Genomic DNA, 22,597 nt, shown 5'->3' with positions numbered 1-22,597 from the left:
GAAATTTACTCGTTTACGACAGGTGCGAATGGGCGCTTTCCTGCACGAGTCACTCGCGTGCAAAGCGAAAACGCAGCATGCAAAACGTAGGGGAATGGACCACATGCGCAGTCGTCACCTTCTGCTGGCCGCCGTCTCGACCGGCGCGCTCCTGCAATTTCCAGCCTTCGCGGCCGCCCAGGCCCAGGACCCCGGCGCCGGCGCCAACGAGGTCGAGGAACTGGTCGTCACCGGCACCCGCACGCCGGGGCGCACGCGCCTGGACACCATCGCGCCGGTCGACGTGATCGGCGGCCAGGCCCTGGCTCGCCAGGGCAGCGGCGCCGAACTGGCCCAGGCGCTGTCGAACCTGACCCCGGCCATCGACTTCCCGCGCCCGGCCATCACCGACGGCACCGACCACGTGCGTCCGGCCACGCTGCGGGGCCTGGCCCCGGATCAGACCCTGGTGCTGATCAACGGCATGCGCGGCCACATCGGCGCCCTGGTCAACATCAACGGCTCGATCGGCCGCGGCTCGACCGCCTTCGACCTCAACTCGATCCCGACGGTCGCCGTCGAACGGGTGGAAGTGCTGCGCGACGGCGCCTCGGCCCAGTACGGCGCGGACGCCATCGCCGGCGTCATCAACCTGCGCCTGCGCGAGGCCCGCGGCGGCGGCGGCGCGACGTACAACTACGGCATCTACAACACTGACGTCGACACCGCCCGCGGCGATCGAAAGGCCCACGACGGCCTAACCCAGTCGGTCTCGGCCTGGCAGGGCCTGCCCCTGGGCAAGGACGGTTTCCTGACCGTGATGGGCGAGTATGTGAACCGCCACCCGACCAACCGGTCGGACTATGTCAACCTGGCCTCGGCTCCGGATTACGGCCACCCGGTCGTGCTGGGCCGCTACGGCGATCCCAAGCTGGAGAGCAGCGCCATCTATCTGAACGCCGGGCTGCCGGTAAGCGAGACCTGGTCGCTGTACGGCTATGGCGGCTACCAGCATCGCGATAGTGAGTCCGCCGCCACCGCACGAACCTACAACAACTCCAACAACGTTCCGGCGGTCTATCCGGGCGGTTTTCTACCGATCATCGCCACTGAGATCGACGACTACAACATCGCCGGCGGAATCAAGGGCGAGCTGGGCGGCTTCGCCACCGACCTCGGCGTCAGCTACGGCAAGAACAAGCTCGAATACACGATCAAGAACACCATCAACTCGACCTACGGCGCGGCCTCGCCTCGCACCTTCAAGGCCGGCGGGCTCGACTACGACCAGTTCCTGGTCAACCTGAATATGAGCAAGGGTTTCGACCTGGGCCTGATCGAGCCGACCAACCTGGGTTTCGGCCTGGAATATCGAGAGGAAGGCTTCTCGGTCCACCAGGGCGAGCCGGCCTCCTACACCAAGGGACCGCTGGCCGGCGCACCCGTGTCCCAGGGCTTCGGCGGCTTCCGCCCCTCCAACGTGGTCGACAAGACCCGGCACAACGTCAGCGCCTATGTCGATCTGGAAGGCAAGCTGACGCAGCGCCTCTCGTTCGACGCCGCCGCGCGCTACGAGGACTATTCGGACTTCGGCTCGAAGGTCACCGGCAAGCTGGCGGCCCGCTTCGACGTCGACGACGCCCTGGCCCTCCGAGCGGCGATCTCCAGCGGCGTCAAGGCCCCCGCCCTGCAGCAGCAGTACTTCAGCTACACCGCGACCAACAACGTCGCGACCCCGACGGGCTCGATCCTGGTCGAGTCGGGCACCTTCACGGTCGACAGCCCGATCGCGGTGGCGCTGGGCGCCAAGCCGCTGAAGGCCGAGGAGTCGATGAACTATTCGGCCGGCATCGTCTTCCATACCGGTCCATTCGAGCTGACCATCGACGCCTACCAGATCGACATCGACGATCGCATCGTGCTGTCGGAGAACCTGCCCAATCCGTCGACCCCGGCGGCGACGGCGGCGGTGATCACCGGCTTGCTGCAGAACTACGGCGTCAGCGCCGCGCGGTTCTTCCTCAACGGGGTAGAGACCCGGACCCGGGGCGTCGACATCGTCGGGCGCTACAAGCTGGAGACCGAGACGGCCGGTCGCTACGACTTCACGGTCGCCGCCAACTTCAACGGCACCGACGTGCAAAAGACTCCGAGCCTGCCGACCATCACCAATGTCAGCCAGCCGCCGTTCCTGTTCGATCGCGGCAACGTCCTGACCTATGAGGAAGGCACCCCGAACCAGAAGTTCGTGTTCAACACCGACTGGAGCCTGGGCGACTTCGGCGTCACGGCCAAGGCGACCTATTACGACAGCGTCCTGGTTCCCAACAACAACCCGACCCTGGACTACGAGACCGGCCATCGCACGATCGTCGACCTGGAGGGCCGTTACAAGCTCGGCCCGGCGGGCCTGGCCCTGGGCGTCAACAACCTGTTCGACCAGTATCCGCGCGAAACCCCGGCCCTGATCAACAGCCCCAGCGGTTCGATCGGCTTCCCCAGCTACTCGCCGTTCGGTTTCAACGGCCGGTTCCTGTACGCCCGGGTCAGCTACAACTGGTAGAACCCGAGGCGAGATCGAGACGGCGCGGGTAGCGATCCCCGCGCCGTCTTCGTGCGTCCGTTTCTGGCGTCACCGGGATATACACAGAACATCCCCATTCATCTGAGGCGCCCAACGACGCGAGCCAAGCGCGCGGGAGGGCTCCGCGTTAACTTGCGCCAATGTCTCTCGTCCCCGCTCTAGACCTCCGCCCACCCTCGCCGATGGGCGACATCGTCGTCGCCGTCGCACCGCACAACCTGGAAGCCGAGCAGGCGCTGCTGGGCGTGCTGCTGTACGACAACGCCGCCTATGAGCGCCTGACCGACAGCCTGCAGGGCCGCCATTTCTACGAGCCCTTCCACGCCCGGCTGTTCGGCTCGATCGAAACCCACATCCGCAAGGGCCAGCTGGCCGAGCCGATCCTGCTGGCCGACGAGTTCAAGCACGACCCGGCGTTCGAGGAGCTGGGCGGCCTTCGCTACCTGGCCGACCTGGTGGACCGGGCCCCGCCCGCCGCCAATGTCGGCGACTACGCCCGCGCGGTGTTTGACCTGGCCCTGCGCCGCGACCTGATCCGCATCGGCGGCGAGATCGCCTCCACCGCCCATGGCGGGGTCGGCAAGGACGACGTCAAGCTGCCGGCCCGCGACCAGATCGAGGCGGCCGAACAGCAGCTCTACACCCTGGCCGAAAGCGGCGCGGCCAGCTCCGGCTTCGTCAGCTTCGGCGACGCCCTGCGCGGCGCGGTCGAGATGACCGCCGAGGCCTACAGCCGCGACGGCGGCATGTCGGGCCTGGCCACCGACCTGATCGACCTGGACACCAAGATCGGCGGCCTGCACCCCTCCGACCTGATCGTCCTGGCCGGCCGCCCGTCGATGGGGAAAGCCCAACCTCTTGAGGCGCGCATCAAGACAACGACCGGCTGGACCCGTATGGGCGATCTTCGGCTGGGCGATGATTTGGCGTCGATCGACGGTCAGCCGTCGCGAGTCACCGGACTCTATCCCCAGGGCGAGAAGGAGATCTACCGTCTCACGTTTTCAGACGGCCGCTCGGCCGAAGCGTGCGCCGAACATCTCTGGCAAGTTCACTATCGCGGCTGGGAGCGGCCGCGCGTCCTGACAACAGCCGCCATTATGGTCATGCTGGAACGGAAGCGCTATCAGGGCCGGCTGTGGGTCGATCCCTGTTCCGGTCATTTCGGCCACAGCCAAACCTTGCCGGTCGATCCATGGGTGCTTGGCGCTCTCCTGGGCGACGGCAATCTGAAGGGCGGGTCGCCACGCTTCTCGACGGCAAGCGAGACGATGTTGGAGGAACTCTCAGATCGACTCGGCGAGACGTTCGAGCTGCGCGCGGCCGGCGGTTATGATTGGCGTGTGGTGCAAGTCGGCGGCGCACATCGCACCGGCGTCCAAGGCGTCAACCCAAATCCCCTGAAGCAAGCACTCGCCGGCTTGGGGCTATGGGAGGTCGGGAGCCCCGACAAGTTCATTCCGGACCTGTATCTGACCGCTCATCGACAGGCGCGTCTGGACCTTCTGCGCGGCCTTTTGGACACTGATGGTTGGGTGGAGACATGGGGTTCGATCCGCTTTGCGAGCACAAGCGAACTCCTCGCTCGCGGCGTCGTCGAACTGGCCCGTTCGCTTGGCGGTTGGGCGACAATTCGCAGCCGCTCGACGTCTTATCGGCAAAATGGCGAGCTAAAGGCCGGGCTTTCAGCCTGGACAGTCAACATCTATCACCCTTCACCTGAAACCTTGTTCACGGTTCCCGAGAAGGTCGCCCGCCTTTCCGCATCGCCCCGTCGCCGCAGGATGCCGGTGATCAGGTCCGTATCGCCGAGCAGGACGGCGGAGGCCCAGTGCATCACGGTTTCTCATCCAAGTCGCCTTTACATTACCGACGACTATGTGGTGACGCACAATACCGCCCTGGCCACCAACATCGCCTTCAACGTCGCCAAGAAATACGCCTGGGAGCCCCAGCCGGACGGCACCAAGAAGACCGTCAGCGGCGGCGTCGTGGCCTTCTACTCGCTGGAAATGAGCGCCGAGCAGCTGGCCCTGCGTATGCTGGCCGACGCCTCGGGCGTATCGGGCGACAAGCTCCGCAAGGGCGAGATCGACGCGTCGGAGTTCGGCCGGGTGCGCGACGCGGCCATCGAGCTGCAGGAAGCGCCGCTCTATATCGACGCCACCGGCGGCATCTCGATCGCCAAGCTGACCGCCCGGGCCCGTCGCCTGAAGCGCCAGGTCGGCCTGGACCTAGTCGTCGTCGACTATCTGCAGCTGGTCACCGGTTCGGACCTCGGTTCGAACGCCAACCGCGTGCAGGAAGTCTCGCAGATCACCATGGGCCTGAAGGCCCTGGCCAAGGAGCTGGCCTGCCCGGTCATTGCCCTGTCGCAGCTGTCGCGTCAGGTCGAGCAGCGCGAGGACAAGCGTCCGCAGCTGTCCGACCTTCGCGAATCCGGCTCGATCGAGCAGGACGCCGACATGGTCTGGTTCGTCTATCGCGAGAGCTACTATGTCGGCCGCTCCGAGCCGCGCGAAGGCACGCCCGAGCACCTGCAGTGGCAGGAGGACATGGACCGCCTGCAGGGCCTGGCCGAGGTGATCATCGCCAAGCAGCGTCACGGTCCCATCGGCACCGTGCGCCTGTCGTTCAACAGCGACACCACCCGCTTCGGCAACCTGGCCCGCGACCACTACTTCCACCAGATGCGCAGCGGCTCGGACGAATAGCGACAGTGGGTTTGACGTGGGCGGCGGGACTCGGCCACGTTGGCGGGTGCCGTTGAACGAGGCCGCCAATGGACTTCAATCCCCTGCCGACCTCCACGGTCGTCGGCGCGTTCCTGCTGGCCTTCCCGGCCCTGTTCTCGATCGTCAACCCGGTCGGCGCCTCGCTGATCTTCCACCAGGTGCTGGCCGACCGCACGCCACACGAGCGGCGGCGGTTGGCCCTGCGGATCGCGGTCAACGCCCTGCTGATCCTGCTGGGGTCGCTGCTGCTGGGCGGCTACATCCTCAACTTCTTCGGCGTCAGCCTGGGCGCGCTGCGCGTGGCCGGCGGACTGGTGGTGGCGATCCGCGCCTGGGGCCTGCTGATGGAGCCCGAGGCGCACGAGGACCGCAAGAGCGACGCGGCCTCGCCCGCCGAGCGCAAGACCGACGACATCGCCTTCTTCCCGCTGACCATGCCGTTCACCACCGGGCCGGGCTCGATCGCGGTGGCCATCGCCCTGTCGTCCCAGCGGCCGGCGGGCGGGCACACGGTGATCCCGTTCTTCCTCGGCGCCAGCCTGGCGGCGCTGGCGGTGGCCCTGTCGATCTGGGGCCTCTACCGGGCTTCGGACCGGGTCATGGCCCTGCTCGGCGTCTCCGGCGCCCGCGTCATGTCGCGGCTGGTCGCCTTCCTGCTGCTGTGTATCGGCGTCCAGATCCTGGCCAGCGGCGTCGAGAGCCTGGCGACCGACTTCCCGGCCCGCCACTGAAGATCCTCAGGATCTGGACTGGCCTTGGGCGGCGCGCTCGGCTACGCCCTGCCCCGTGACCGAAGCCAGCCGCCTCACCCTCGATCTGGACGCCCTGGCGTCCAACCACGCCGTGCTCAAGGCCGCCGCCGGCGGGGCCGAGATCGCGCCGGCCGTCAAGGCCGACGGCTACGGCCTGGGCGCGGCCCTGGTGGCCGGGCGGCTGTGGGACGAGGGCGCGCGGAGCTTCTATGTCGCCCGCCTGTCGGAGGGCCTGGCCCTGCGCCGGTCGCTGGGCGATCGCGCGGCGACGATCTACCTGCTGGACGGCGTCACGCCCGGCGCGGCCCCGGCCATCGAAGCGGCCGGCCTGACGCCGGTGCTCAACAGCCTGCCGCAGATCGAGGCCTGGAACAGCCATGCCCGCGGCCACGTGCTGGACGCCGCCCTGCACATCGACACCGGCATGAACCGCCTGGGCCTGCGCCCCGAGGAGGCCGCGGTCCTGACCGGGGCCACGGACCGGCTGAAGTTCCTGAACATCACCCTGGTGATCAGCCACCTGGCCTGCGCCGGCGAGCCCGACCATCCGCTGAACGCCCGCCAGCTGGCTCGCTTCGTCGAGGCCGCGGCCCTGTTCCCGAACGCCCGTCGCAGCCTGGCCAATTCAGGCGGCATCTTCCTGGGCGAGGCCTTTCGCTTCGACCAGTGCCGCCCGGGGATCAGCCTCTATGGCGGCGGCCCGCGCGACGTACCCGACACGCGCATCAAGGCGGTGACGACGCTGGAGGCGCCGATCCTCCAGGCCCGGGTCGTGCCGCGCGGCGAGAGCATCGGCTACGGCGCGGCCTTCACCGCCCAGGACACTACCCGCGTCGCCATCCTGGCTGCCGGCTACGCCGACGGCGTGCCGCGCGCCGCCCATCCGCGCGGATCGGTTTGGTTCGACGGCGCCCGACGGCCGATGCTGGGCCGGGTGTCGATGGACCTGATCGCCGTCGACATCACCGACTGCGACGCCGCACGCCCGGGCGCGATGATGCAGATCATCGGCCCTGACCTGCCGGTGGATGACGCCGCCGCCGCCGCCGGGACGACCGCCTACGAACTGCTGACCCGCATCGCGCCCCGGGCGCGACGCGTGGTCAAGGGCGGCTGACCTAGCGCGCCAGCCCTTCCAGCCGCCCCGCATCAACGGACGCCACGGCCTGCTTCAGCACGTCGACGCTGTCGGCGTTGCCGTTGGCCTCGATCGAGAAGCGCTCGCCGACCAGGATGCTGTAGCGCCCGGACTTGGCCTCGCGGTCCCACTCCTCGGTGGTCAGCCGGCCGTCGACCGTGCCCGACTTCTCGTAGCCGGTCTGGGTTTCCTTGGTGGACTGGGCGTTGACCGCGCTGGCCAAGGCGGCCATGCCCGCCATCGCGCCCAGGTCTGTGACCGCCAGGCGGAAGCTGGCGCCGTCCTTCTGGTAGTCGCCGGTGGCGACGGCCATCGACATGCCGCCAGCCCCGCCCGAATTGGTCTCCAGGCCCGTGCGCTGGAACCCGGCGACGGCGCCGGGGAGCAGGCCCTTCAGGGTCTCGGCCGGGATAGACGGAGCGTCCTTGCCAGCTTCCATCCGGGCGGCGGCGGCTTCCATCTTCTTGCTGGCCGCGTCCAGCTTGCCCAGGTCGACCTTGGCGCCGTTGACCTCCATCGTGCCGGACATGGTCCCGGTATTGGCGGCGTGGCTGGCCAGGCCGGAGCCGAACATCGCCGCGCCCGCCACGGCCCCGGTGATCGCGCCGATGACGATCGACAGCACGATCGCGCAGAGGATGGTGACGGCCGTGTAGCCCAGCGCCTTCTCCTTCGGCGCCTTCATCAGCCTGGGCAGGCCCAGATACAGCAGGTAGAAGCCATAGAGACTGGCCAGGGCGCCGATCATGACGAGCGGCGGGAAGATCCCCAGAATTCCGAACACCCAGGCGGCGGTATAGCTGTAGGCCGCGACCTTGAAGGCCTGGATCCGGTCCTTCTGGCCGTCGAAGCTAGGAGCCAGGGCGTCGATGATCAGGGCCACCAGGAACACCGACAGCAGGCTCAGACCATAGGCGATCACGGCGCTGATGATCGACGACACCAGCGCCGGCTTCATGTGAAAGCCGAAGCCGCCGATGCCGAACACCTGTCCGCCGATCAGGCCGGCGACCGGCGGGATGGCCGCCAGGATGCAGACATAGCCGACATACAGGCCCTTGATCGTCGCCGGTTCGGCGTCGATGCGCTCCCACTCGGCCGAAGGCGACAGCAGCAGGCGCTTGACGCGGCCGACGAGGTCGGACGACGAAGCCCCGGGTTCGATGACAGTCATACGATCGCTCCTCCGCGAATCCTGAACGTCCCCCGACGCGGTCCCTGTATAACCATCACCATGGGAGGTTGAGAACATCGTTCTGTGGAAAGGTGGTTTAGGGCCGGCGGGATGCGTCCGTCTTTGGCGCAGGGGACCACCAGGCTGTAGTCTCCCGTCATCCTTCGAATCAGGAGCATCCATGGCCCGCGACGGCGCCGTCTACGCCTGCCAGTCCTGCGGCGCGGTCTCAACCAAGTGGTCGGGACAGTGCTCGGCCTGCCAGAGCTGGAACAGTCTGGTCGAAGAAACCGGCGTTCGCGCGCCCGGCGCTCTGTCGGTCACCAAGGCCAGCCGTACACGGGGCCTGCAGTTCACCGGCCTGGAGAGCGACACCCCCGCCCCGCCCCGGATCATCACCGGCGTCGACGAGTTCGACCGGGTCTGCGGCGGCGGCGTAGTGCCCGGCTCGGCCATCCTGATCGGCGGCGACCCGGGCGTAGGCAAGTCCACCCTGCTGCTGGAGGTGATGGCCAAGGCCTCGCTGAGCGGCGCCCACTGCGCCTATATCTCTGGCGAGGAGGCCGTGGCCCAGATCCGCGGCCGCGCCGACCGCATGGGCTTCGCCCAGGCTCCCGTGAAGCTGGCCGCCGAGAGCAGCCTGCGCGACATCCTCGACGGCCTGAAGCGCGAGAAGTTCGACCTGGTGGTCATCGACTCGATCCAGACCCTGTGGAGCGACGCCCACGAGGCCGGGCCCGGAACGGTCACCCAGGTCCGGGCGTGCGCCGGCGAACTGGTGCGCCTGGCCAAAAAGCAGGGCGTGGCCATCCTGATGGTCGGCCACGTCACCAAGGACGGCCAGATCGCCGGTCCCAGGGTAGTCGAGCACCTGGTCGACGCGGTGCTCAGCTTCGAGGGCGAACGCGGCTATCCGTTCCGGGTGCTGCGCGGCGCCAAGAACCGGTTCGGGGCCACCGACGAGATCGGCGTGTTCGAGATGGGCGACTCGGGGCTGCGCGAGGTGAAGAACCCCTCGGCCCTGTTCCTCAACGAGGGCGGCGAGCGGGCGGCCGGCGCGGCGGTGTTCGCCGGCATAGAGGGTTCTCGACCCGTCCTGGTCGAATTTCAGGCCCTGGTCGCGCCATCCGCGTACGGAACACCCCGGCGCGCCGTGGTCGGATGGGATTCCGGGCGCCTGGCCATGGTCTTGGCTGTGCTTGAATCGCGTTGCGGCCTTGGTTTTGGCAACAAGGACGTCTATCTGAACGTCGCTGGCGGCCTGCGGATCACCGAGCCGGCGGCGGACTTGGCGGCGGCGGCGGCCTTGGCCTCCTCGGCCCTCGACATCGCCCTGCCGCAGGACTGCGTCGTCTTCGGCGAAGTCAGCCTTTCCGGTGAAGTGCGGCCCGTGAGCCGTATGGAGACACGTTTGAAAGAGGCCGCGAAACTCGGCTTTGGCCGGGCCCTTGGACCGCTGTCGGGGCTGCCCGAGGGCGGCGGAGCCTTGCCCGTGGCGGGCGTTGCGCGCCTGGCCGACGCGGTGCGCCGCATCGGCGACGAAATCTGGGGCCAGCTGACGTGACGCCGTTCGACATCATCTTCGGCCTGATCCTGCTGGTCTCGGCCCTGGTCGGCTTCGCGCGCGGCGCGTCGCGGGAACTGACCTCGGCCCTGTCGTTCATCGTCGCCGCCCTGCTCTCCCTGCTGGCCCTGCGGGTCACCGGACCGCTGTTTCGCGGCCTGATGGACCCTGACTGGGCGGCCACGGCGGCCGCCATCCTGGTCACCTTCGTGATCACCTTCGTCCTACTGCGCCTGATCGGCGCCCAGATCACCAAGACCCTGCACGCCGACGGCGCCTTGGGCACGCTGGATCGCCTAATGGGCCTGGCGTTCGGCCTGCTGCGCGGCCTGGTGGTGCTGGGGGTGTTCAGCCTGGTGTTCCACATGGCCACCCCGCCCGACCGCGTGCCCAGCTGGATGTCGAAGTCGGCGCTGTATCCGCTGTCCAACGCCGCCGGCCGCGTGCTGAAGGTGTTCGCCCCGAAGGGCGCGGGCTTGGCCGGCAAGCTGGCTCCCGCCATCGAGGACGCCGTGCATGACGGCGCCAGCGACAAACCGTCCGACCGCAAGCCGGGCGAAGCAGGTTATGATAAGGACCAGCGTCGTTCCGTCGACGATCTGGTGGAGAAATCTCGATGACGTCTTTCGGCCAGTCGACCGACCGCTTCTCGTCCAGGCCCTGGCGGGATCCGGAAGACGACACCCTACGCCTCGAGTGCGGGGTCTTCGGCGTCTATGGCGTGCGTGACGCCGCCGCGGTCACCGCCCTGGGTCTGCACGCCCTGCAGCATCGCGGCCAGGAAGCCTGCGGCATCGCCGCCTTCGACGGTCAGCGCTTCCACACCGAACGCCACATGGGCCATGTCGGCGACGCCTTCACCGGCAACGACCTGGTCGAGCGCCTGCCCGGCGGCATGGCCATCGGCCATACCCGCTATTCCACGGCCGGCGGAAGCGGCATCCGCAACGTCCAGCCGATGTTCGCCGATCTCGAGACCGGCGGCGTGGCCATCGCCCACAACGGCAACCTGACCAACTTCCTGACCCTGCGCGAGCGGCTGGTTCAGGAAGGCGCGATCTTCCAGTCGACCAGCGACAGCGAGGTGATCCTCCACCTGATCGCCCGCTCGCGGAAGGCTCGGATCGTCGACCGCTTCATCGACGCCGTCGGCCAGATCGAAGGCGGCTACGCGATCGTGGCCATCACCAACAAGAAGATGATCGGCCTGCGCGATCCGCTGGGCATCCGCCCGCTTGTGCTGGGCGACTTGGACGGTCAGCCGATCCTGGCGTCCGAGACCTGCGCTCTGGACATGATCGGCGCCCGCTTCGTGCGCGACGTCGAGCACGGCGAGATGGTGGTGATCTCCGAGACCGGCGTGAAGTCGCTGCGCCCGTTCCAGACCGTCGCCGCCCGGCCCTGCGTGTTCGAATATGTCTATTTCGCCCGCCCCGACAGCGTCGTGAACGGCCGCTCGGTCTATGACGTGCGCAAGCGCATGGGCCAGCGCCTGGCCATCGAGACCGGCGTCGAGGCCGATGTCGTGGTGCCGGTTCCCGACAGCGGCGTGCCCGCCGCCATCGGCTTCGCCCGGCAAAGCGGCTTGCCCTTCGATCTCGGCATCATCCGCAACCACTATGTGGGCCGTACCTTCATCCAGCCGACCCAGGGCGTGCGCGAACTGGGCGTGCGCATGAAGCATAGCCCCAACCGCGCCGTGCTCGAGGGCAAGCGCGTCATCCTGATCGACGATTCGATCGTGCGCGGCACCACCTCGCTGAAGATCGTCCGCATGGTCCGCGAGGCCGGCGCCAAGGAGGTCCACCTCCGCTCGGCCAGCCCGCCGATCAAGTGGCCCGACTTCTACGGCATCGACATGCCCGAGCGCGAACAGCTGCTGGCCGCCACCAAGTCGCTGGAAGAGATGGCGCGGTTCCTGGAAGTCGACAGCCTGGGATTTCTGTCGGTCGACGGCTTGTATCAGGCCCTGGAAGCGGGCCCCCGCGATCCGGCCCACCCGCAGTTCACCGACCACTACTTCACCGGCGACTACCCCACTCGGCTGACGGACCGCGAGATCGCCGAGGGCCGCAACGACCAGGCCGAGAAGCAGCTGTCGCTGCTGGTCAGCGCCTAGTTCCCGCGTCCTTCGAGGCTCGCCGATGGCTCGCTCCTCGGGATGAGGAGCGCTGAGCCAGATCTACTGTTCCTCATCCCGAGGCGCCGCGAAGCGGCCTCAAGGGACGCAGGGCAGCCCCCAACAGGATGCCGCGCTTGCTCAAAGACCTCCTCGCCAAGCTGAAGATCGACGGCTACATCCTGGCCCTGTTCGGCATGGTGGTGCTGGCCTCGGTGCTGCCGGTGCGCGGCGAGGCCGCGACGATCGTCGGCTGGGTGGTCAAGATCGCCATCGCCCTGCTGTTTTTCCTGCACGGCGCCAAGTTGTCGCGCGAGGCCGTGGTCGCGGGCCTGACCCATTGGCGCCTGCACCTGACGATCCTGGCCTTCACTTTCGTGCTGTTCCCGGCCCTGGGCCTGCTGATCAGCCGGTCCGGCCTGCTGTCGCCCACCCTGTCGGCCGGCATGCTGTTCCTGTGCTGTCTGCCCTCGACCGTGCAGTCGTCGATCGCCTTCACCTCGATCGGCCGAGGCAACGTGGCCGCCGCCGTCTGCGCCGCCTCGGCCTCGAACCTGCTGGGCATCTTCCTGACGCCGGTGCTGGTGGGGTTGCTGATGCACGCTCACGGCGAGACCGGCGGAGCCTGGGCGTCGATCAGGCCGATCATCATCCAGCTGTTGTTGCCGTTCGTGGTCGGCCAGCTTGTCCGCCCCTGGGTCGGACCGTGGATAAACCGGCACAAGGCCCTGGTCGGCCGGGTCGATCGCGGCTCGATCCTGCTGGTGGTCTATGCGGCCTTCAGCGCCGCGGTGATCGACGGCATCTGGAACAAGGTGTCGATTCCCGAGCTGCTGTTGCTGCTCGTCGTCTGCATGGCGCTGCTGGCGGTCATCATGGCCGCGACCATGTTCGGCTCGCGGGCGCTGGGTTTCTCCAAGTCCGACGAGGTGGCCATCGTATTCTGCGGCTCGAAGAAGAGCCTGGCCAGCGGCGTACCGATGGCCGGCATCCTGTTCCCCGGCCCGACGGCGGGCATTCTGGTCCTGCCGCTGATGCTGTTCCACCAGATCCAGCTGATGGCCTGTTCGGTGATCGCCCAGCGCTACGGCGCGCGGCCGGCGGACGAGGTCTGACACCAAGGGAATCCGTTGGCGCCACCACGCGTTTTGTTGGTGTTACCAACGATTTCGTTTCATCACGAAACGGTTCTGTTTAGAACCCGCCCATGACTTCCGACTCCGAAAAGCCCCTGGCCGGCCGCATCGCCCTCGTCACCGGCGCCACCCGTGGCATCGGCGAGGCTATTGCTCTCGGCCTGGCCCAGGCGGGCGCCCATGTCGTGGCCGTGGGCCGCACCCAAGGGGCCCTGGAGGCCCTGGACGACGCGATCCTGACCGCGACGGGCGAGCACGCCACCCTGGTCCCACTGGACCTGCGCGAACCCGACGGCCTGGACCAGCTGGGCGCGGCCCTCTACGAGCGCTATGGCAAGCTGGACGTGCTGGTGGGCGCCGCGGGCGTGCTGGGCGCGCTGACCCCGGTCGGCCACCTGGACCCTAAGGGCTGGGACATGATCATGGCCACCAACCTGACGGCCAACTGGCGTCTGATCCGGTCCATGGACCCGCTGCTGCGTCGCGCCGAGGCCGGCCGGGCCATCTTCCTGACCAGCAGCCTGGCCAAGACTCACCGGGCCTTCTGGGGCGGCTACGCGGCCTCCAAGGCCGGGCTCGAGGCCGTCGTCGGCTGCTATGACGACGAGATGGAGAACACCACGGTGCGCGCCGTCTGCGTCGACCCCGGCGCCATGCGCACACGGATGCGGGCCGGGGCCTTCCCGGGCGAGGATCCCCAGACCGTCCCCGCGCCCGACACCCTCGTTCCGCTGATCGTCGACCTGGCCCGCCCCGACCGCGTGCCGCCCAAGGGCGTCGTGCGGTTCAAGGAACGCGGCCAGGAGGCCGCCAGCATCGGCTGACCTCGGCAGCCCCTATGCCAGGGTGCGAAAGGTGATCGAATAGCGCAGGGCGTCGACCGGCGGGATGCTGTGTTCCCAGACGGAGCGGGCGTCGCCCGCCAGCCAATAGGCCGAGCGGGGCTCCAGGGTCAGGGATCGTCGCTCCCAGCCGGCCTCGCGTCGCCGCCGAAAGCGCATGAGGCATGGCGACAACAGCGAGAAGCCTATCACCTGGCCGAACGCCGGCCGGTCGCGATGCCAGCCGATCGGCGCGCCGGTCTGATATTCGTTGACCAGGGCGTGGACCAGGGCCTGCGGCCTCAGGCCAGCAAGCGCTGCAGCCCGCTGACGCAAGGGCTGCAGGAAGTCCGGGATCGGCGGACCGTCCTCCAGTCCCTTCGTGGATTCCTCATAGCGCCGGCCGAAATACGCCACCCGCCGGCGCGCGGCATAGCCCCGCATCTCGAAGGGCCGCAGGTCGAGCCCCGCCAGGGATTCGGCCAGCGCGGCCTCCTCGTCCGGATCGATCATCTCCGACCGATAGACGAAGCCCGGCGGTCCCGGCGCCGGGTCGTCGAACAGGCTGGCTTGTCGCGGGTCCATGCCATCGCAAATGGCCCCGCCCACGCCGCCGTTCCAGGGCGGGTCAGCGCCCCTTGGGCGGCGCCTTGTTGCCGCGGACGGTGCGGGCGCCGGCCACGGGACGACGCGGCGCGGTCTTGGAGCCCGCCGCCTTGCCGCCCGCCGCCTTGAAGCCGACCTTGTAGCTGGGCGTGGTGGGCTTCTTCTGGGCGCGGGGACCCTGCTTCTTGACCGACTTGACCGCCGCCTTGCCGGGCTCGGCGGCGGGCGCCGCGGCGATCTCGTTCGGCTTGGGCGCCTTGGAAGCTTTCGAGGCCGGCTTGCCGGCGCTGGGGGCTGGGACGGGCAGGCCCGCGGCCTGGGCGGCGGTGGCCGCCGCGGCTTCGGCCACGCGCACCGACTTCTTGACGGTGTTGCGCGAGGCGCGGATCCGCTCCTTCTCGCGCTCCTTGCGCTCGAACTCCCGCTTGCCCTTGCCAGAGTGGCCCTTGGCCTCGCCCTCGGCATAGGGGTTGGCGCCCGACTTCAGGGTGATGCGCAGCGGCACGCCCGGCAGGTCGAAGCTCTCGCGCAGGCTGTTGATCAGGTAGCGCCGATACTGCTCGGGCATCTGGTCGGCGCGGCTGGAGAACAGCACGAAGGTCGGCGGACGGGCCTTGGTCTGGGCCATGTACTTGGGCTTGATGCGCTTGCCGCCGACGCTGGGCGGCGGGTGGCGCTGCATGGCCATCTGCAGCCAGTCGTTCAGGTCGCGGGTCTTGACCTTGGTCGACCAGTCCTTGTGGCTCTTGAGCACAGCGGGCATCAGCCGTTCGACGCCCTTGCCGGTCTCTCCCGACAGCGCGATCACGGGCGTGCCCCGCAGCTGGGGCAGCATGCGCTCGGCGTGCTCGATGAAGCCCTTGAGGGTCGCGCCCGGATCCTCGACCAGGTCCCACTTGGCCAGCACGAAGACGACGCAGCGGCCTTCGCGCTCGGCCAGGTCGGCGATCTGCAGGTCCTGGGTCTCGAACGGATGGGTGGCGTCCATGACCAGCAGGACGACCTCGGCGAAGGTGATCGAGCGGATCGTGTCGCCGGTCGAGAGCTTTTCCAGCTTCTCGTTGACCTTGGCCTTCTTGCGCAGGCCAGCGGTGTCGACCAGCCGCACCTTGCGGCCGCCCCAGTCCCAGTCGACCGAGATGGAATCGCGGGTGATGCCGGCCTCGGGACCGGTCAGCAGCCGCTGCTCGCCGATCAGCCGGTTGATCAGGGTCGACTTGCCGGCGTTGGGGCGGCCGACGATGGCGATCTTGATCGGCTTGTCGTCGTCCAGCTCGTCGTGGTCAGTCTGCAGCTCTTCGGGCGCGACGGACAGCAGGGCCGCATAGAGCTCAGCCATGCCCTCGCCGTGTTCGCCGGAGATTTGGATCGGCTCGCCCAGGCCCAGGACGTTGGCCTCGGCCGCGCCGTGGTCGCCAGCCTTGCCCTCGGACTTGTTGGCGGCGACCAGCACCGGCTTGTTCCGCTTGCGCAGGATCTCGGCGAAGATCCGGTCCAGCGGCGTCAGGCCCTCGCGGGCGTCGAACACCAGCAGGCTGACGTCGGCCTCGTCGATCGCCAGCTCGGTCTGGGCGCGCATCCGCGCCTCCAGGCTCTCGTCGGTGACATCCTCGAAGCCGGCGGTGTCGATCAGCTCCAGGTCCAGGTCGCCCAGGCGGCCGTGCGCGAACCGGCGGTCGCGCGTGACGCCGGGCTGGTCGTCGACCAGGGCCAGCTTGCGGCCGGCCAGACGGTTGAACAGGGTCGACTTGCCCACATTGGGGCGGCCGACGATCGCGAGTTTCAAAGGCATGGGCTGTGATTAGTCGATTTCGAGGACAAAAGCGACAAACCCGGACTGGTGAGGACCAGCCCGGGTTCGCGTTGCTTGGATTGTGGGTCCGGGCGGGCCCGGAATGACGCTAGCGAATGGCGATCAGATCCGCCTCGTCGGTGGCCAAATAGACCGTGTCGCCCATGGCAATCGGGCCCAGCAGCACCGACTGGCCGACCTTCAAGGTCTTCAGCGTCTCGCCGGTCTTGGGGTTCAGCGCCACGGCCTGGCCCTCGCTCGACACGGTGATCAGACGGTTGGAAGCCAGGATCGGCGTCGACCAGACCACCGGGTGCTTGGCCCGCTTCTTCTTCTGCTTCTTGCTCAGCTTGTCGGTGTTGTTGAGGTCGCGGATCCAATAGACCTGACCGGCCTCGCGCGAGACGCAGATCACCTGGCCGGCCTTGTCGACGACGAAGACCACGTCGCCGGCCGCCCAGGGGCTGGTGATGGCGGTGACCGGCAGGCTCCAGCGGGCCTGGCCCGTGCGCAGGTCGGTGGCCGAGAAGACGCCCGAGTGGCTGACGGCGAAGACGTCGCCCTTGAAGATCACCGGGCGACCGGCGATGTCGCGGATCTCGGACAGGGCGTTGGTGCGGCTGGCGCGGCTGAGGGCTTCGCTCCACAGGTCGTTGCCGTTGCTGGCGCGCAGGGCGACCAGTTCGCCCGAGGCGAATCCGGCCACGACCGTGTCGCCGCTGACCGCGGGACTGGTGGCCGCCAGGATCCGGGCGGGCTCGATCAAGGCCTGGTAGGTCCAGCCCGGCGCGCCGTCGGCGGTGTTGAAGCTCAGCAGTTCGTTGTCGGTCGAGATCACGAACACCCGGCCGTCGGCGACGGTGGGCGCGGCGTGGACCGGCGTGCTGGTCTGCTGGCGCCAGGCTTCCGCGCCGGTGGCGGCGTCCAGCTGGGCCACGAAGCGAAAGCCCGAAGCGACGTACAGCTTGCCGTTGGCGTAGGCGACGCCGCCACCGAAGCCCGTGCGGTCGGCCTTGCTGCCGCCGATGCCGAAGAATCCGCGCTTCTTGCCGGGCGCCTTGGCGGGACGCAGGTCCTTGCGCCAGATCGTCGCCCCGCTCTTGGCGTCGAGGGCGCTGACGGTGGCCTCGCCGTCCATCACGAAGATCTTGCCATCGGCGGCCACCGGCGGCGCGGTTACGTGATATTTGCGGTTGGCCTTCTGGCCGAAGCCCTTGCGCCAGGCGATGTCGAAATTGGCGGCGGCCGCCACGTGCTCGACCGACTGCTCGGCGTTGCCGCCCGGCAGCGGCCAGTCGGCCTGGACGGCCGGCTCGGGCAGGAAGAAGTCGGCCCCCTTCAGCGCCTCGGCCGGCTCGACCTTCTGGTCGAAGGCGATGACCGAGATCCGCTGGCCCTGGGTGGCCAAGGTCTTGTTGGCTTCCTTCTTGTCGAAGGGATTGAGCTTGGAGATCGTCGAACAGCCCGCCACCGACACCGCGGCGGTCATCATCGCGGTGAGAAGCAGATAGCGCTTGGTCGTCATGGGGCGTCGGCTCATTGGGCGGTATTGGGGGCGACGTCGGCCTGCGGGCCGGTCGGAAGCGAGAGCGCGGCGGACGGCGGCAGGGCCATGGCGGTCTTGACCACGGCCGGCAGGTCCTTGGCGGAGCCGGAATCGATCATGGCCATCGCGCCCCGGGCGCGCTCGCGGATCTCATCCGAGGAGTTGTCGAGCGAACTGGACAGCACCAGGAAGTCGCCGCGCGCGCCGGCCAGGTCGCCGGCTCGCAGCTTGGCGAAGGCCAGGGCTTCCTTGGCCTGTACGCGATAGGGACTCTTCTCGCCCATCAACGGGGTCAGCCTCGCCTCGACGTCCTTGTAAGGAGCCGTGTCGATGAGCGCCAAGGCGGAATTGAGGCCGGCGAGGTCGGCCAGCACCGGATTGGGCGAAAGCTTGGCCGCTTGGTCGAAATAGGCCACCGCCTCGGCGGTCTTGTTCTGCTCCAGGCGGACACCGCCCATCTGCAGCAGGGCCAGGGCCTTGTAGACGGGCGTGCCGGTCTTGGAGATCGCCTCGAACGCCGGAAAGGCCGTGGCGAGGCCCGACTTCTGGCCCGTGGTCAGAGCCGCCTGGTAGGCTTCGGTGGCCTTGTTGGTCTGGCTTTGCTGGTGGCTGGTCCAGCCCATCCAGCCGCCCGCGCCCAGAATCGCCACCGCGGCCAGCGCGCCCACCCAGGGCAGCGACTTCAGCGCGAGGGACTTGTAGCGGTCGGAGCGCAGCTGCTCTTCGACCTCGTCAAACACATCGACCACGAACGAGGCTCCGATAGAGGGCGAAAACTGCGCCCTGAGGCGTCGAGCCCGAATTGCTCCGGAATCGACACGCGAAATGAAAACCATGGTGAGCGGACCCACCGAGGCGGCGAACCTATAGCGTGTCCGAGCCAGCCGCAACGGGGCGGAACCGGTACAGTCGCCGGTCTTTCCGCTCCCGACCCGTCGGGGCCTAGCTCTTCCTGGCGTAGTAGGTCTCGGCCTCGCCCGGGAAGGTGCGCGCCTTGACGTCGCGCGCATAGTCGGCGGCCGCGCGTTCGATCTCGCCTTTCAGGTCCGCGTAGCGGCGCACGAACTTCGGCGCCCAGTCGAACAGGCCCAGCATGTCGTCGACCACCAGGATCTGGCCGTCGCAGCCGGCCGAGGCGCCGATGCCGATGGTCGGGACCGAGATGGCGGCCGTCACGTCGCGCGCCAGGCTCTCGGCCACGCCCTCGACCACGACGGCGAAGGCCCCGGCCTGCGCGGTGGCGCGCGCTTCCTCCAGCACCTTCAGCCGGCCGGCCTCGTCCTTGCCCTTGGCTTTGAAGCCGCCGTCGACCAGCACCGCCTGGGGCCGCAGGCCGACATGGCCCATGACCGGAATGCCGCGCTGCACGAGATAAGCGATGGTGGCCGGCACGGTGGGGCCGCTCTCGACCTTGACCGCCTGGCACCCCGTCTCCTTCATGATCCGCACGGCGTTGGCGTAGGCTTCCTCCGGCGCGCCCTCGTACGAGCCGAACGGCATGTCGACCACCACCATGGCCTTGCGCGAGCCGCGCATCACCGCCTGGCCGTGCAGGATCATCATGTCCAGGGTCACACCCACGGTGTTGGGCAGCCCGTGGACGACCATGCCCAGCGAGTCGCCGACCAGCAGCACGTCGCACGACTCGTCCAGGGCCGCGGCGATCGGCGCGGTGTAGGCGGTCAGGCAGACGATGGGCTCGCCGCCCTTGCGGGCGGCGATGTCGGGGGCCGCCAGGCGGCGGACCTTCTCTTCACGATGGGCGGACAGGATCGGCACTCCGGCGAAAGACGCACGCGGTTTTCCGCCAGATCGTTCGGCGTCGCAACATTATCGGTGAAAACTTCGCCGAAACGGGCCTAGACCTCGTCCACCAGCCGGGTCACGGCGAAGGCGAGGGCCAGCACCGCCAGGGCCACGCCCACCCAGAGGGTCTCCGAGCCGCCCAGGGGGAACAGCTGATCGTAGCGATGGGTCAGCTTGTCCACGCCCAGGGTCAGCTGGTCGGCGCCCTCCTTCGACATTTCGGAGAACTCGTTGGCGAACCGTGCGCCGACCAGCTGGACGGCGGCGGCCACGCCGGCCACGACGCCGGTCGCGCCGATCAGCACCCGGCGCAGCGCCCAGCCGCGATCCAGTTTCCGGGTCACCCGCTCGGCGAACAGCTCCGCGTCGCGGAACGCCGGAGCCTGGCCGTAGAGGCGCGTCAGTTGGGTTTCGAAATCCAGGTCAGCCACGGTTTTCCCTCCTCGCGGAGTCGATCGGTACGCTGTCGGACGGCGGGGCCATCCGGATTCTGAGTTTATCCAGACCACGTTTGACATGGGATTTGACCGTCCCAAGGGGGATGTTCAAGGTCTCGGCCGCCTCGGCGTGCGACCAGTCGGCCCCATAGCACAACGAAACGCACAGGCGCTCGGCCTTGGACAGATGCTTGAGCGCCTCGTCCAGGTCCAGGCGGTCGGCGGTCGCGCCGGGTCCGTCCGATCCGACCGGCGCGGTTTCCTCGGGCGCCTCAGTCAGCACGAACCGCGCCTCCCGCTTGACCTTGCGCAGATAGAGCCGCGCGGCGATCTTCTTGATCCACCCCGCGAAGGCCCCTTCCCCGCGATAGTCGACGATCTGCTCGTAGCCGACCAGGAAGGCGTCCTGGGCGATGTCGTCGGCGGTGGCCGGATCGGCCCCCAGCCGGCGCAGCAGACCCCGCACGGCCGAGCCGTGGCGGCGCACCAACTCGCCGAAGGCCCGCCGGTCGCCGGCCGCCGCCAGGGCGGCCAGCTCGACGTCGTGGCCGGTGGGTGGGCGTTCAGTGCCCATGAGCTTGGTCCCCTCTCCCCCTTGTCCGCGCTCAAACTTCGGGCGGGCGCTTGTTGGGGTTGAAGAAGCTGAGGATCACGAAGGCCAGGCCGATCATGCCCGGGATGGCCGCCCCGCTGACGGTGCCGAACATGGCATGGTCGTCAATGCTGCCCAGCGCGACGCCTGTGAGTGCAATGCCCGCCGCCACGGCTAGGAGAATGACGCCGATCCGCATATCGCGATGCGCAGACGGCACTTTCACCGGCGCGACATCCTTGGTCAAAGCCTCAAAAAGTTGTGGCGACGGCTCCTGACCGCGCTCGATGGCCATACGGATAAGTTGTTGCGCTTGAAGCCGTTCGCGGCTCCGCAACCACTTCGGAACCAAGACCAGCGCCAAAACCAGAATGACCGGCGCAAAAAAGAAGCCGAATGGAACCAGAACGTCAGGGCCCATGACCTAAATCCCCTCGAATGCTTGGCGGGAGCGCTTCGCCCTCGCCTTCTGTAGGTAAGAGACCTGGGCCATGGCGATTGGAGGCGCCGGGCCGGATGAAACTTTCGTAAGGCTAGCGACGGGCCAGGACCTGCGCGCCCAGCAGGCCGGCGGCGGCCGCCAGGGTCAGGATCCCGGCGGCCGGCAGCAGGACGGGGGCCAGGGCGTGGACAGCCAGGTCCAGCACCGGGGCGCAGGCCCACAGCACCGCGCCCGCGGCGGCGGCGGTCACGGCGGCCGAGGCCAGCTTCAGCTGCAACTCCCGCCGGGCCACCCGCTGCATCACCTCAGCGACGAACGCCGCGTCCACCGTCGGCCGCGCGGGAGCGGCGTCCGCGGACAGGAAGGCGGCCAGGCGATCTTCGGGGGTCATGACGCGTCTCCCAATACGGCCAACAGTCTCTCACGTCCTCGGTTCACATGCGACTTCACCGTGCCCAGCGGCAGGTTCAGGGTTTCGACCGCCTCGCCGTGCGACCAGCCCTGGCCCAGGCAGAGGGTGACGCAGGCCCGCTGGTCGGGCGGCAGGCCGGCCAGAGCCGTCTCCAGCGCCAGGCGGTCGGCCGGATCGGCCGCGCGCGGCGCCTCGGCCGCCTGGTCCTCGCGCCAGGCCTCGTCGCGACGGGCGGCGCGGCGAGCGGACCGGCCGTGGTCCAGCGCCTTGCGCCAGGCGATCCCGAACAGCCAGGCGCGAAAGCCCTCGTCGTCTCGCAACCGGTCAAGACTGGACCAGGCCGCCAGGAAGGCTTCCTGGGCGATGTCGTCGGCGTCGCCGAAACCGCTCTTGCGCAGGAACCCGCGCAGGCTCCGCTCGTGGGCGGCCACCAGCCGGGCGAAAGCGGACTGCGACCCGTCCCGCGCGGCCCGGACGAGCGGTGCGTCCATCAGACCCGCGGTCCTCGATCCACCAGGATCGACACCGCCGCCGCCACGGCCAGGGCGGCCATGACGAAGGACACGATCACGAACGCCGGCCCGGCGTCATAGAGGTTGGTGACCGCCGCAAAGGTGAAGCCGGCGCAGAGACAGCCGAACAGCGCGACCCGCGACCAGGTGTGCTGGCGCCAGTGGCGGCGGCGATGGCGACGGCGGAAGCGGTCGTCGTCGTCCACCTCGCCCAGATCGTCGCCATCGTTCCAGCGCTTGCTAAGCTTGGCCATCAGCTCCGGCGGCGGCTCGCGTCCCGATTGGGCATAGGTCTTGATCAGGTCCAGGGTGTCGCGGTTGGCCCTGTAGGACAGCCAGCTTTGATAGGCGCCGAACACGAACCAGCTCAGCGGAAAGATCAGCCACCAGAACTGTCGAAACATATCTTCCATGGTCTTGGTCTCCAGGGGCGCGTCGCGCGCCTCGAAA

General features: G+C 68.5%; 21 protein-coding genes. 9 read left to right on the top strand and 12 right to left on the bottom strand.

Going from position 1 to position 22,597, the window contains the following annotated elements; translation table 11 throughout:
• The first annotated feature begins 103 nt into the window (after positions 1 to 103).
• From ACSQ2G_RS12920 to alr, 4 genes are all read left to right on the top strand, one after another.
• Positions 104 to 2,542 (top strand): TonB-dependent receptor plug domain-containing protein, encoded by a 2,439-nt coding sequence (locus ACSQ2G_RS12920; protein ID WP_436031411.1) that lies wholly within the window; start codon positions 104 to 106, stop codon positions 2,540 to 2,542.
• Positions 2,543 to 2,745: 203 nt separating this feature from the next.
• Positions 2,746 to 5,277 (top strand): replicative DNA helicase, encoded by a 2,532-nt coding sequence (gene dnaB, locus ACSQ2G_RS12915; RefSeq protein ID WP_436031409.1) that lies wholly within the window; start codon positions 2,746 to 2,748, stop codon positions 5,275 to 5,277.
• Positions 5,278 to 5,345: 68 nt separating this feature from the next.
• Positions 5,346 to 6,029 (top strand): MarC family protein, encoded by a 684-nt coding sequence (locus ACSQ2G_RS12910; protein ID WP_436031407.1) that lies wholly within the window; start codon positions 5,346 to 5,348, stop codon positions 6,027 to 6,029.
• A 55-nt stretch (positions 6,030 to 6,084) separates the two neighbouring features.
• Positions 6,085 to 7,167 carry an alanine racemase gene (gene alr / locus ACSQ2G_RS12905; RefSeq protein WP_436031405.1) on the top strand — a complete coding sequence of 361 codons (1,083 nt, stop codon included), beginning with the start codon at positions 6,085 to 6,087 and terminating at the stop codon, positions 7,165 to 7,167.
• 1 nt (position 7,168) lies between these two features.
• Here alr and ACSQ2G_RS12900 read toward each other — a convergent pair whose 3' ends face one another.
• Positions 7,169 to 8,362, bottom strand: coding sequence for a Yip1 family protein (locus ACSQ2G_RS12900; RefSeq protein WP_436031403.1), 1,194 nt, complete (start codon positions 8,360 to 8,362; stop codon positions 7,169 to 7,171).
• A 181-nt stretch (positions 8,363 to 8,543) separates the two neighbouring features.
• Here ACSQ2G_RS12900 and radA point away from each other — a divergent pair, with 181 nt between their 5' ends.
• From radA to ACSQ2G_RS12875, 5 genes are all read left to right on the top strand, one after another.
• Positions 8,544 to 9,926: a DNA repair protein RadA gene (gene radA / locus ACSQ2G_RS12895; protein WP_436031401.1), complete on the top strand. Its 1,383-nt coding sequence runs from the start codon at positions 8,544 to 8,546 to the stop codon at positions 9,924 to 9,926.
• A complete protein-coding gene (locus tag ACSQ2G_RS12890) occupies positions 9,923 to 10,546 on the top strand; it encodes a CvpA family protein (protein WP_436031399.1) in 624 nt (207 codons plus the stop codon). Before radA ends, ACSQ2G_RS12890 begins: the two co-directional genes overlap by 4 nt.
• Positions 10,543 to 12,045: an amidophosphoribosyltransferase gene (gene purF, locus ACSQ2G_RS12885; protein WP_436031397.1), complete on the top strand. Its 1,503-nt coding sequence runs from the start codon at positions 10,543 to 10,545 to the stop codon at positions 12,043 to 12,045. The genes ACSQ2G_RS12890 and purF overlap by 4 nt, the downstream gene beginning before the upstream one ends.
• 128 nt (positions 12,046 to 12,173) lie before the next feature.
• Positions 12,174 to 13,160: a bile acid:sodium symporter family protein gene (locus ACSQ2G_RS12880; protein ID WP_436031395.1), complete on the top strand. Its 987-nt coding sequence runs from the start codon at positions 12,174 to 12,176 to the stop codon at positions 13,158 to 13,160.
• A gap of 92 nt (positions 13,161 to 13,252) precedes the next feature.
• Positions 13,253 to 14,005 (top strand): SDR family NAD(P)-dependent oxidoreductase, encoded by a 753-nt coding sequence (locus tag ACSQ2G_RS12875; RefSeq protein WP_436031393.1) that lies wholly within the window; start codon positions 13,253 to 13,255, stop codon positions 14,003 to 14,005.
• A 12-nt stretch (positions 14,006 to 14,017) separates the two neighbouring features.
• On the opposite strand, the gene ACSQ2G_RS12870 is transcribed toward ACSQ2G_RS12875, so the two are convergent.
• From ACSQ2G_RS12870 to ACSQ2G_RS12820, 11 genes are all read right to left on the bottom strand, one after another.
• Positions 14,018 to 14,587, bottom strand: a complete 570-nt coding sequence (locus ACSQ2G_RS12870; RefSeq protein WP_436031391.1) for an alpha-ketoglutarate-dependent dioxygenase AlkB — start codon at positions 14,585 to 14,587, stop codon at positions 14,018 to 14,020.
• 43 nt (positions 14,588 to 14,630) lie between these two features.
• On the bottom strand, positions 14,631 to 16,400 hold the full coding sequence (gene der / locus ACSQ2G_RS12865) for a ribosome biogenesis GTPase Der (RefSeq protein ID WP_436031389.1): 1,770 nt from the start codon (positions 16,398 to 16,400) through the stop codon (positions 14,631 to 14,633).
• A gap of 109 nt (positions 16,401 to 16,509) precedes the next feature.
• A complete protein-coding gene (locus tag ACSQ2G_RS12860; protein WP_436031387.1) occupies positions 16,510 to 17,925 on the bottom strand; it encodes an outer membrane protein assembly factor BamB family protein in 1,416 nt (471 codons plus the stop codon).
• An 11-nt stretch (positions 17,926 to 17,936) separates the two neighbouring features.
• Positions 17,937 to 18,695 (bottom strand): tetratricopeptide repeat protein, encoded by a 759-nt coding sequence (locus ACSQ2G_RS12855; protein ID WP_436031385.1) that lies wholly within the window; start codon positions 18,693 to 18,695, stop codon positions 17,937 to 17,939.
• Between the two features lie 193 nt (positions 18,696 to 18,888).
• A complete protein-coding gene (panB, locus tag ACSQ2G_RS12850) occupies positions 18,889 to 19,716 on the bottom strand; it encodes a 3-methyl-2-oxobutanoate hydroxymethyltransferase (protein ID WP_436031968.1) in 828 nt (275 codons plus the stop codon).
• Between the two features lie 89 nt (positions 19,717 to 19,805).
• A complete protein-coding gene (locus tag ACSQ2G_RS12845) occupies positions 19,806 to 20,183 on the bottom strand; it encodes a hypothetical protein (RefSeq protein ID WP_436031383.1) in 378 nt (125 codons plus the stop codon).
• The gene (locus tag ACSQ2G_RS12840) at positions 20,176 to 20,763 is read right to left on the bottom strand and encodes an RNA polymerase sigma factor (protein WP_436031381.1); all 588 of its coding nucleotides are present in this window, start codon (positions 20,761 to 20,763) and stop codon (positions 20,176 to 20,178) included. The genes ACSQ2G_RS12845 and ACSQ2G_RS12840 overlap by 8 nt, the downstream gene beginning before the upstream one ends.
• Positions 20,764 to 20,794: 31 nt before the next feature.
• Positions 20,795 to 21,202: a DUF6249 domain-containing protein gene (locus tag ACSQ2G_RS12835; protein ID WP_436031379.1), complete on the bottom strand. Its 408-nt coding sequence runs from the start codon at positions 21,200 to 21,202 to the stop codon at positions 20,795 to 20,797.
• A 112-nt stretch (positions 21,203 to 21,314) separates the two neighbouring features.
• Positions 21,315 to 21,614, bottom strand: coding sequence for a hypothetical protein (locus ACSQ2G_RS12830; protein WP_436031377.1), 300 nt, complete (start codon positions 21,612 to 21,614; stop codon positions 21,315 to 21,317).
• Positions 21,611 to 22,126, bottom strand: a complete 516-nt coding sequence (locus ACSQ2G_RS12825; protein WP_436031375.1) for an RNA polymerase sigma factor — start codon at positions 22,124 to 22,126, stop codon at positions 21,611 to 21,613. The genes ACSQ2G_RS12830 and ACSQ2G_RS12825 overlap by 4 nt, the downstream gene beginning before the upstream one ends.
• Positions 22,126 to 22,560: a hypothetical protein gene (locus tag ACSQ2G_RS12820; protein WP_436031373.1), complete on the bottom strand. Its 435-nt coding sequence runs from the start codon at positions 22,558 to 22,560 to the stop codon at positions 22,126 to 22,128. The genes ACSQ2G_RS12825 and ACSQ2G_RS12820 overlap by 1 nt, the downstream gene beginning before the upstream one ends.
• Between the last annotated feature and the right edge of the window lie 37 nt (positions 22,561 to 22,597).

Source organism: Caulobacter sp. LjRoot300 (assembly GCF_964253875.1).
Lineage (GTDB): Bacteria > Pseudomonadota > Alphaproteobacteria > Caulobacterales > Caulobacteraceae > Caulobacter.
This window is presented reverse-complemented; position numbering and strand designations above follow the sequence as displayed.

What these genes read in the sequence shown, in the direction of transcription:
- ACSQ2G_RS12920 (WP_436031411.1), top strand. Translation starts at nt 104, where the DNA reads ATGCGCAGTCGTCACCTTCTGCTGGCCGCCGTCTCGACCGGCGCGCTC.
- dnaB (WP_436031409.1), top strand. Translation starts at nt 2,746, where the DNA reads ATGGGCGACATCGTCGTCGCCGTCGCACCGCACAACCTGGAAGCCGAG.
- ACSQ2G_RS12910 (WP_436031407.1), top strand. Translation starts at nt 5,346, where the DNA reads ATGGACTTCAATCCCCTGCCGACCTCCACGGTCGTCGGCGCGTTCCTG.
- ACSQ2G_RS12900 (WP_436031403.1), bottom strand. Translation starts at nt 8,362, where the DNA reads ATGACTGTCATCGAACCCGGGGCTTCGTCGTCCGACCTCGTCGGCCGC.
- radA (WP_436031401.1), top strand. Translation starts at nt 8,544, where the DNA reads ATGGCCCGCGACGGCGCCGTCTACGCCTGCCAGTCCTGCGGCGCGGTC.
- purF (WP_436031397.1), top strand. Translation starts at nt 10,543, where the DNA reads ATGACGTCTTTCGGCCAGTCGACCGACCGCTTCTCGTCCAGGCCCTGG.
- ACSQ2G_RS12880 (WP_436031395.1), top strand. Translation starts at nt 12,174, where the DNA reads ATGCCGCGCTTGCTCAAAGACCTCCTCGCCAAGCTGAAGATCGACGGC.
- ACSQ2G_RS12875 (WP_436031393.1), top strand. Translation starts at nt 13,253, where the DNA reads ATGACTTCCGACTCCGAAAAGCCCCTGGCCGGCCGCATCGCCCTCGTC.
- ACSQ2G_RS12870 (WP_436031391.1), bottom strand. Translation starts at nt 14,587, where the DNA reads ATGGACCCGCGACAAGCCAGCCTGTTCGACGACCCGGCGCCGGGACCG.
- der (WP_436031389.1), bottom strand. Translation starts at nt 16,400, where the DNA reads ATGCCTTTGAAACTCGCGATCGTCGGCCGCCCCAATGTGGGCAAGTCG.
- ACSQ2G_RS12860 (WP_436031387.1), bottom strand. Translation starts at nt 17,925, where the DNA reads ATGACGACCAAGCGCTATCTGCTTCTCACCGCGATGATGACCGCCGCG.
- ACSQ2G_RS12840 (WP_436031381.1), bottom strand. Translation starts at nt 20,763, where the DNA reads ATGGGCACTGAACGCCCACCCACCGGCCACGACGTCGAGCTGGCCGCC.
- ACSQ2G_RS12835 (WP_436031379.1), bottom strand. Translation starts at nt 21,202, where the DNA reads ATGGGCCCTGACGTTCTGGTTCCATTCGGCTTCTTTTTTGCGCCGGTC.
- ACSQ2G_RS12830 (WP_436031377.1), bottom strand. Translation starts at nt 21,614, where the DNA reads ATGACCCCCGAAGATCGCCTGGCCGCCTTCCTGTCCGCGGACGCCGCT.
- ACSQ2G_RS12825 (WP_436031375.1), bottom strand. Translation starts at nt 22,126, where the DNA reads ATGGACGCACCGCTCGTCCGGGCCGCGCGGGACGGGTCGCAGTCCGCT.
- ACSQ2G_RS12820 (WP_436031373.1), bottom strand. Translation starts at nt 22,560, where the DNA reads ATGGAAGATATGTTTCGACAGTTCTGGTGGCTGATCTTTCCGCTGAGC.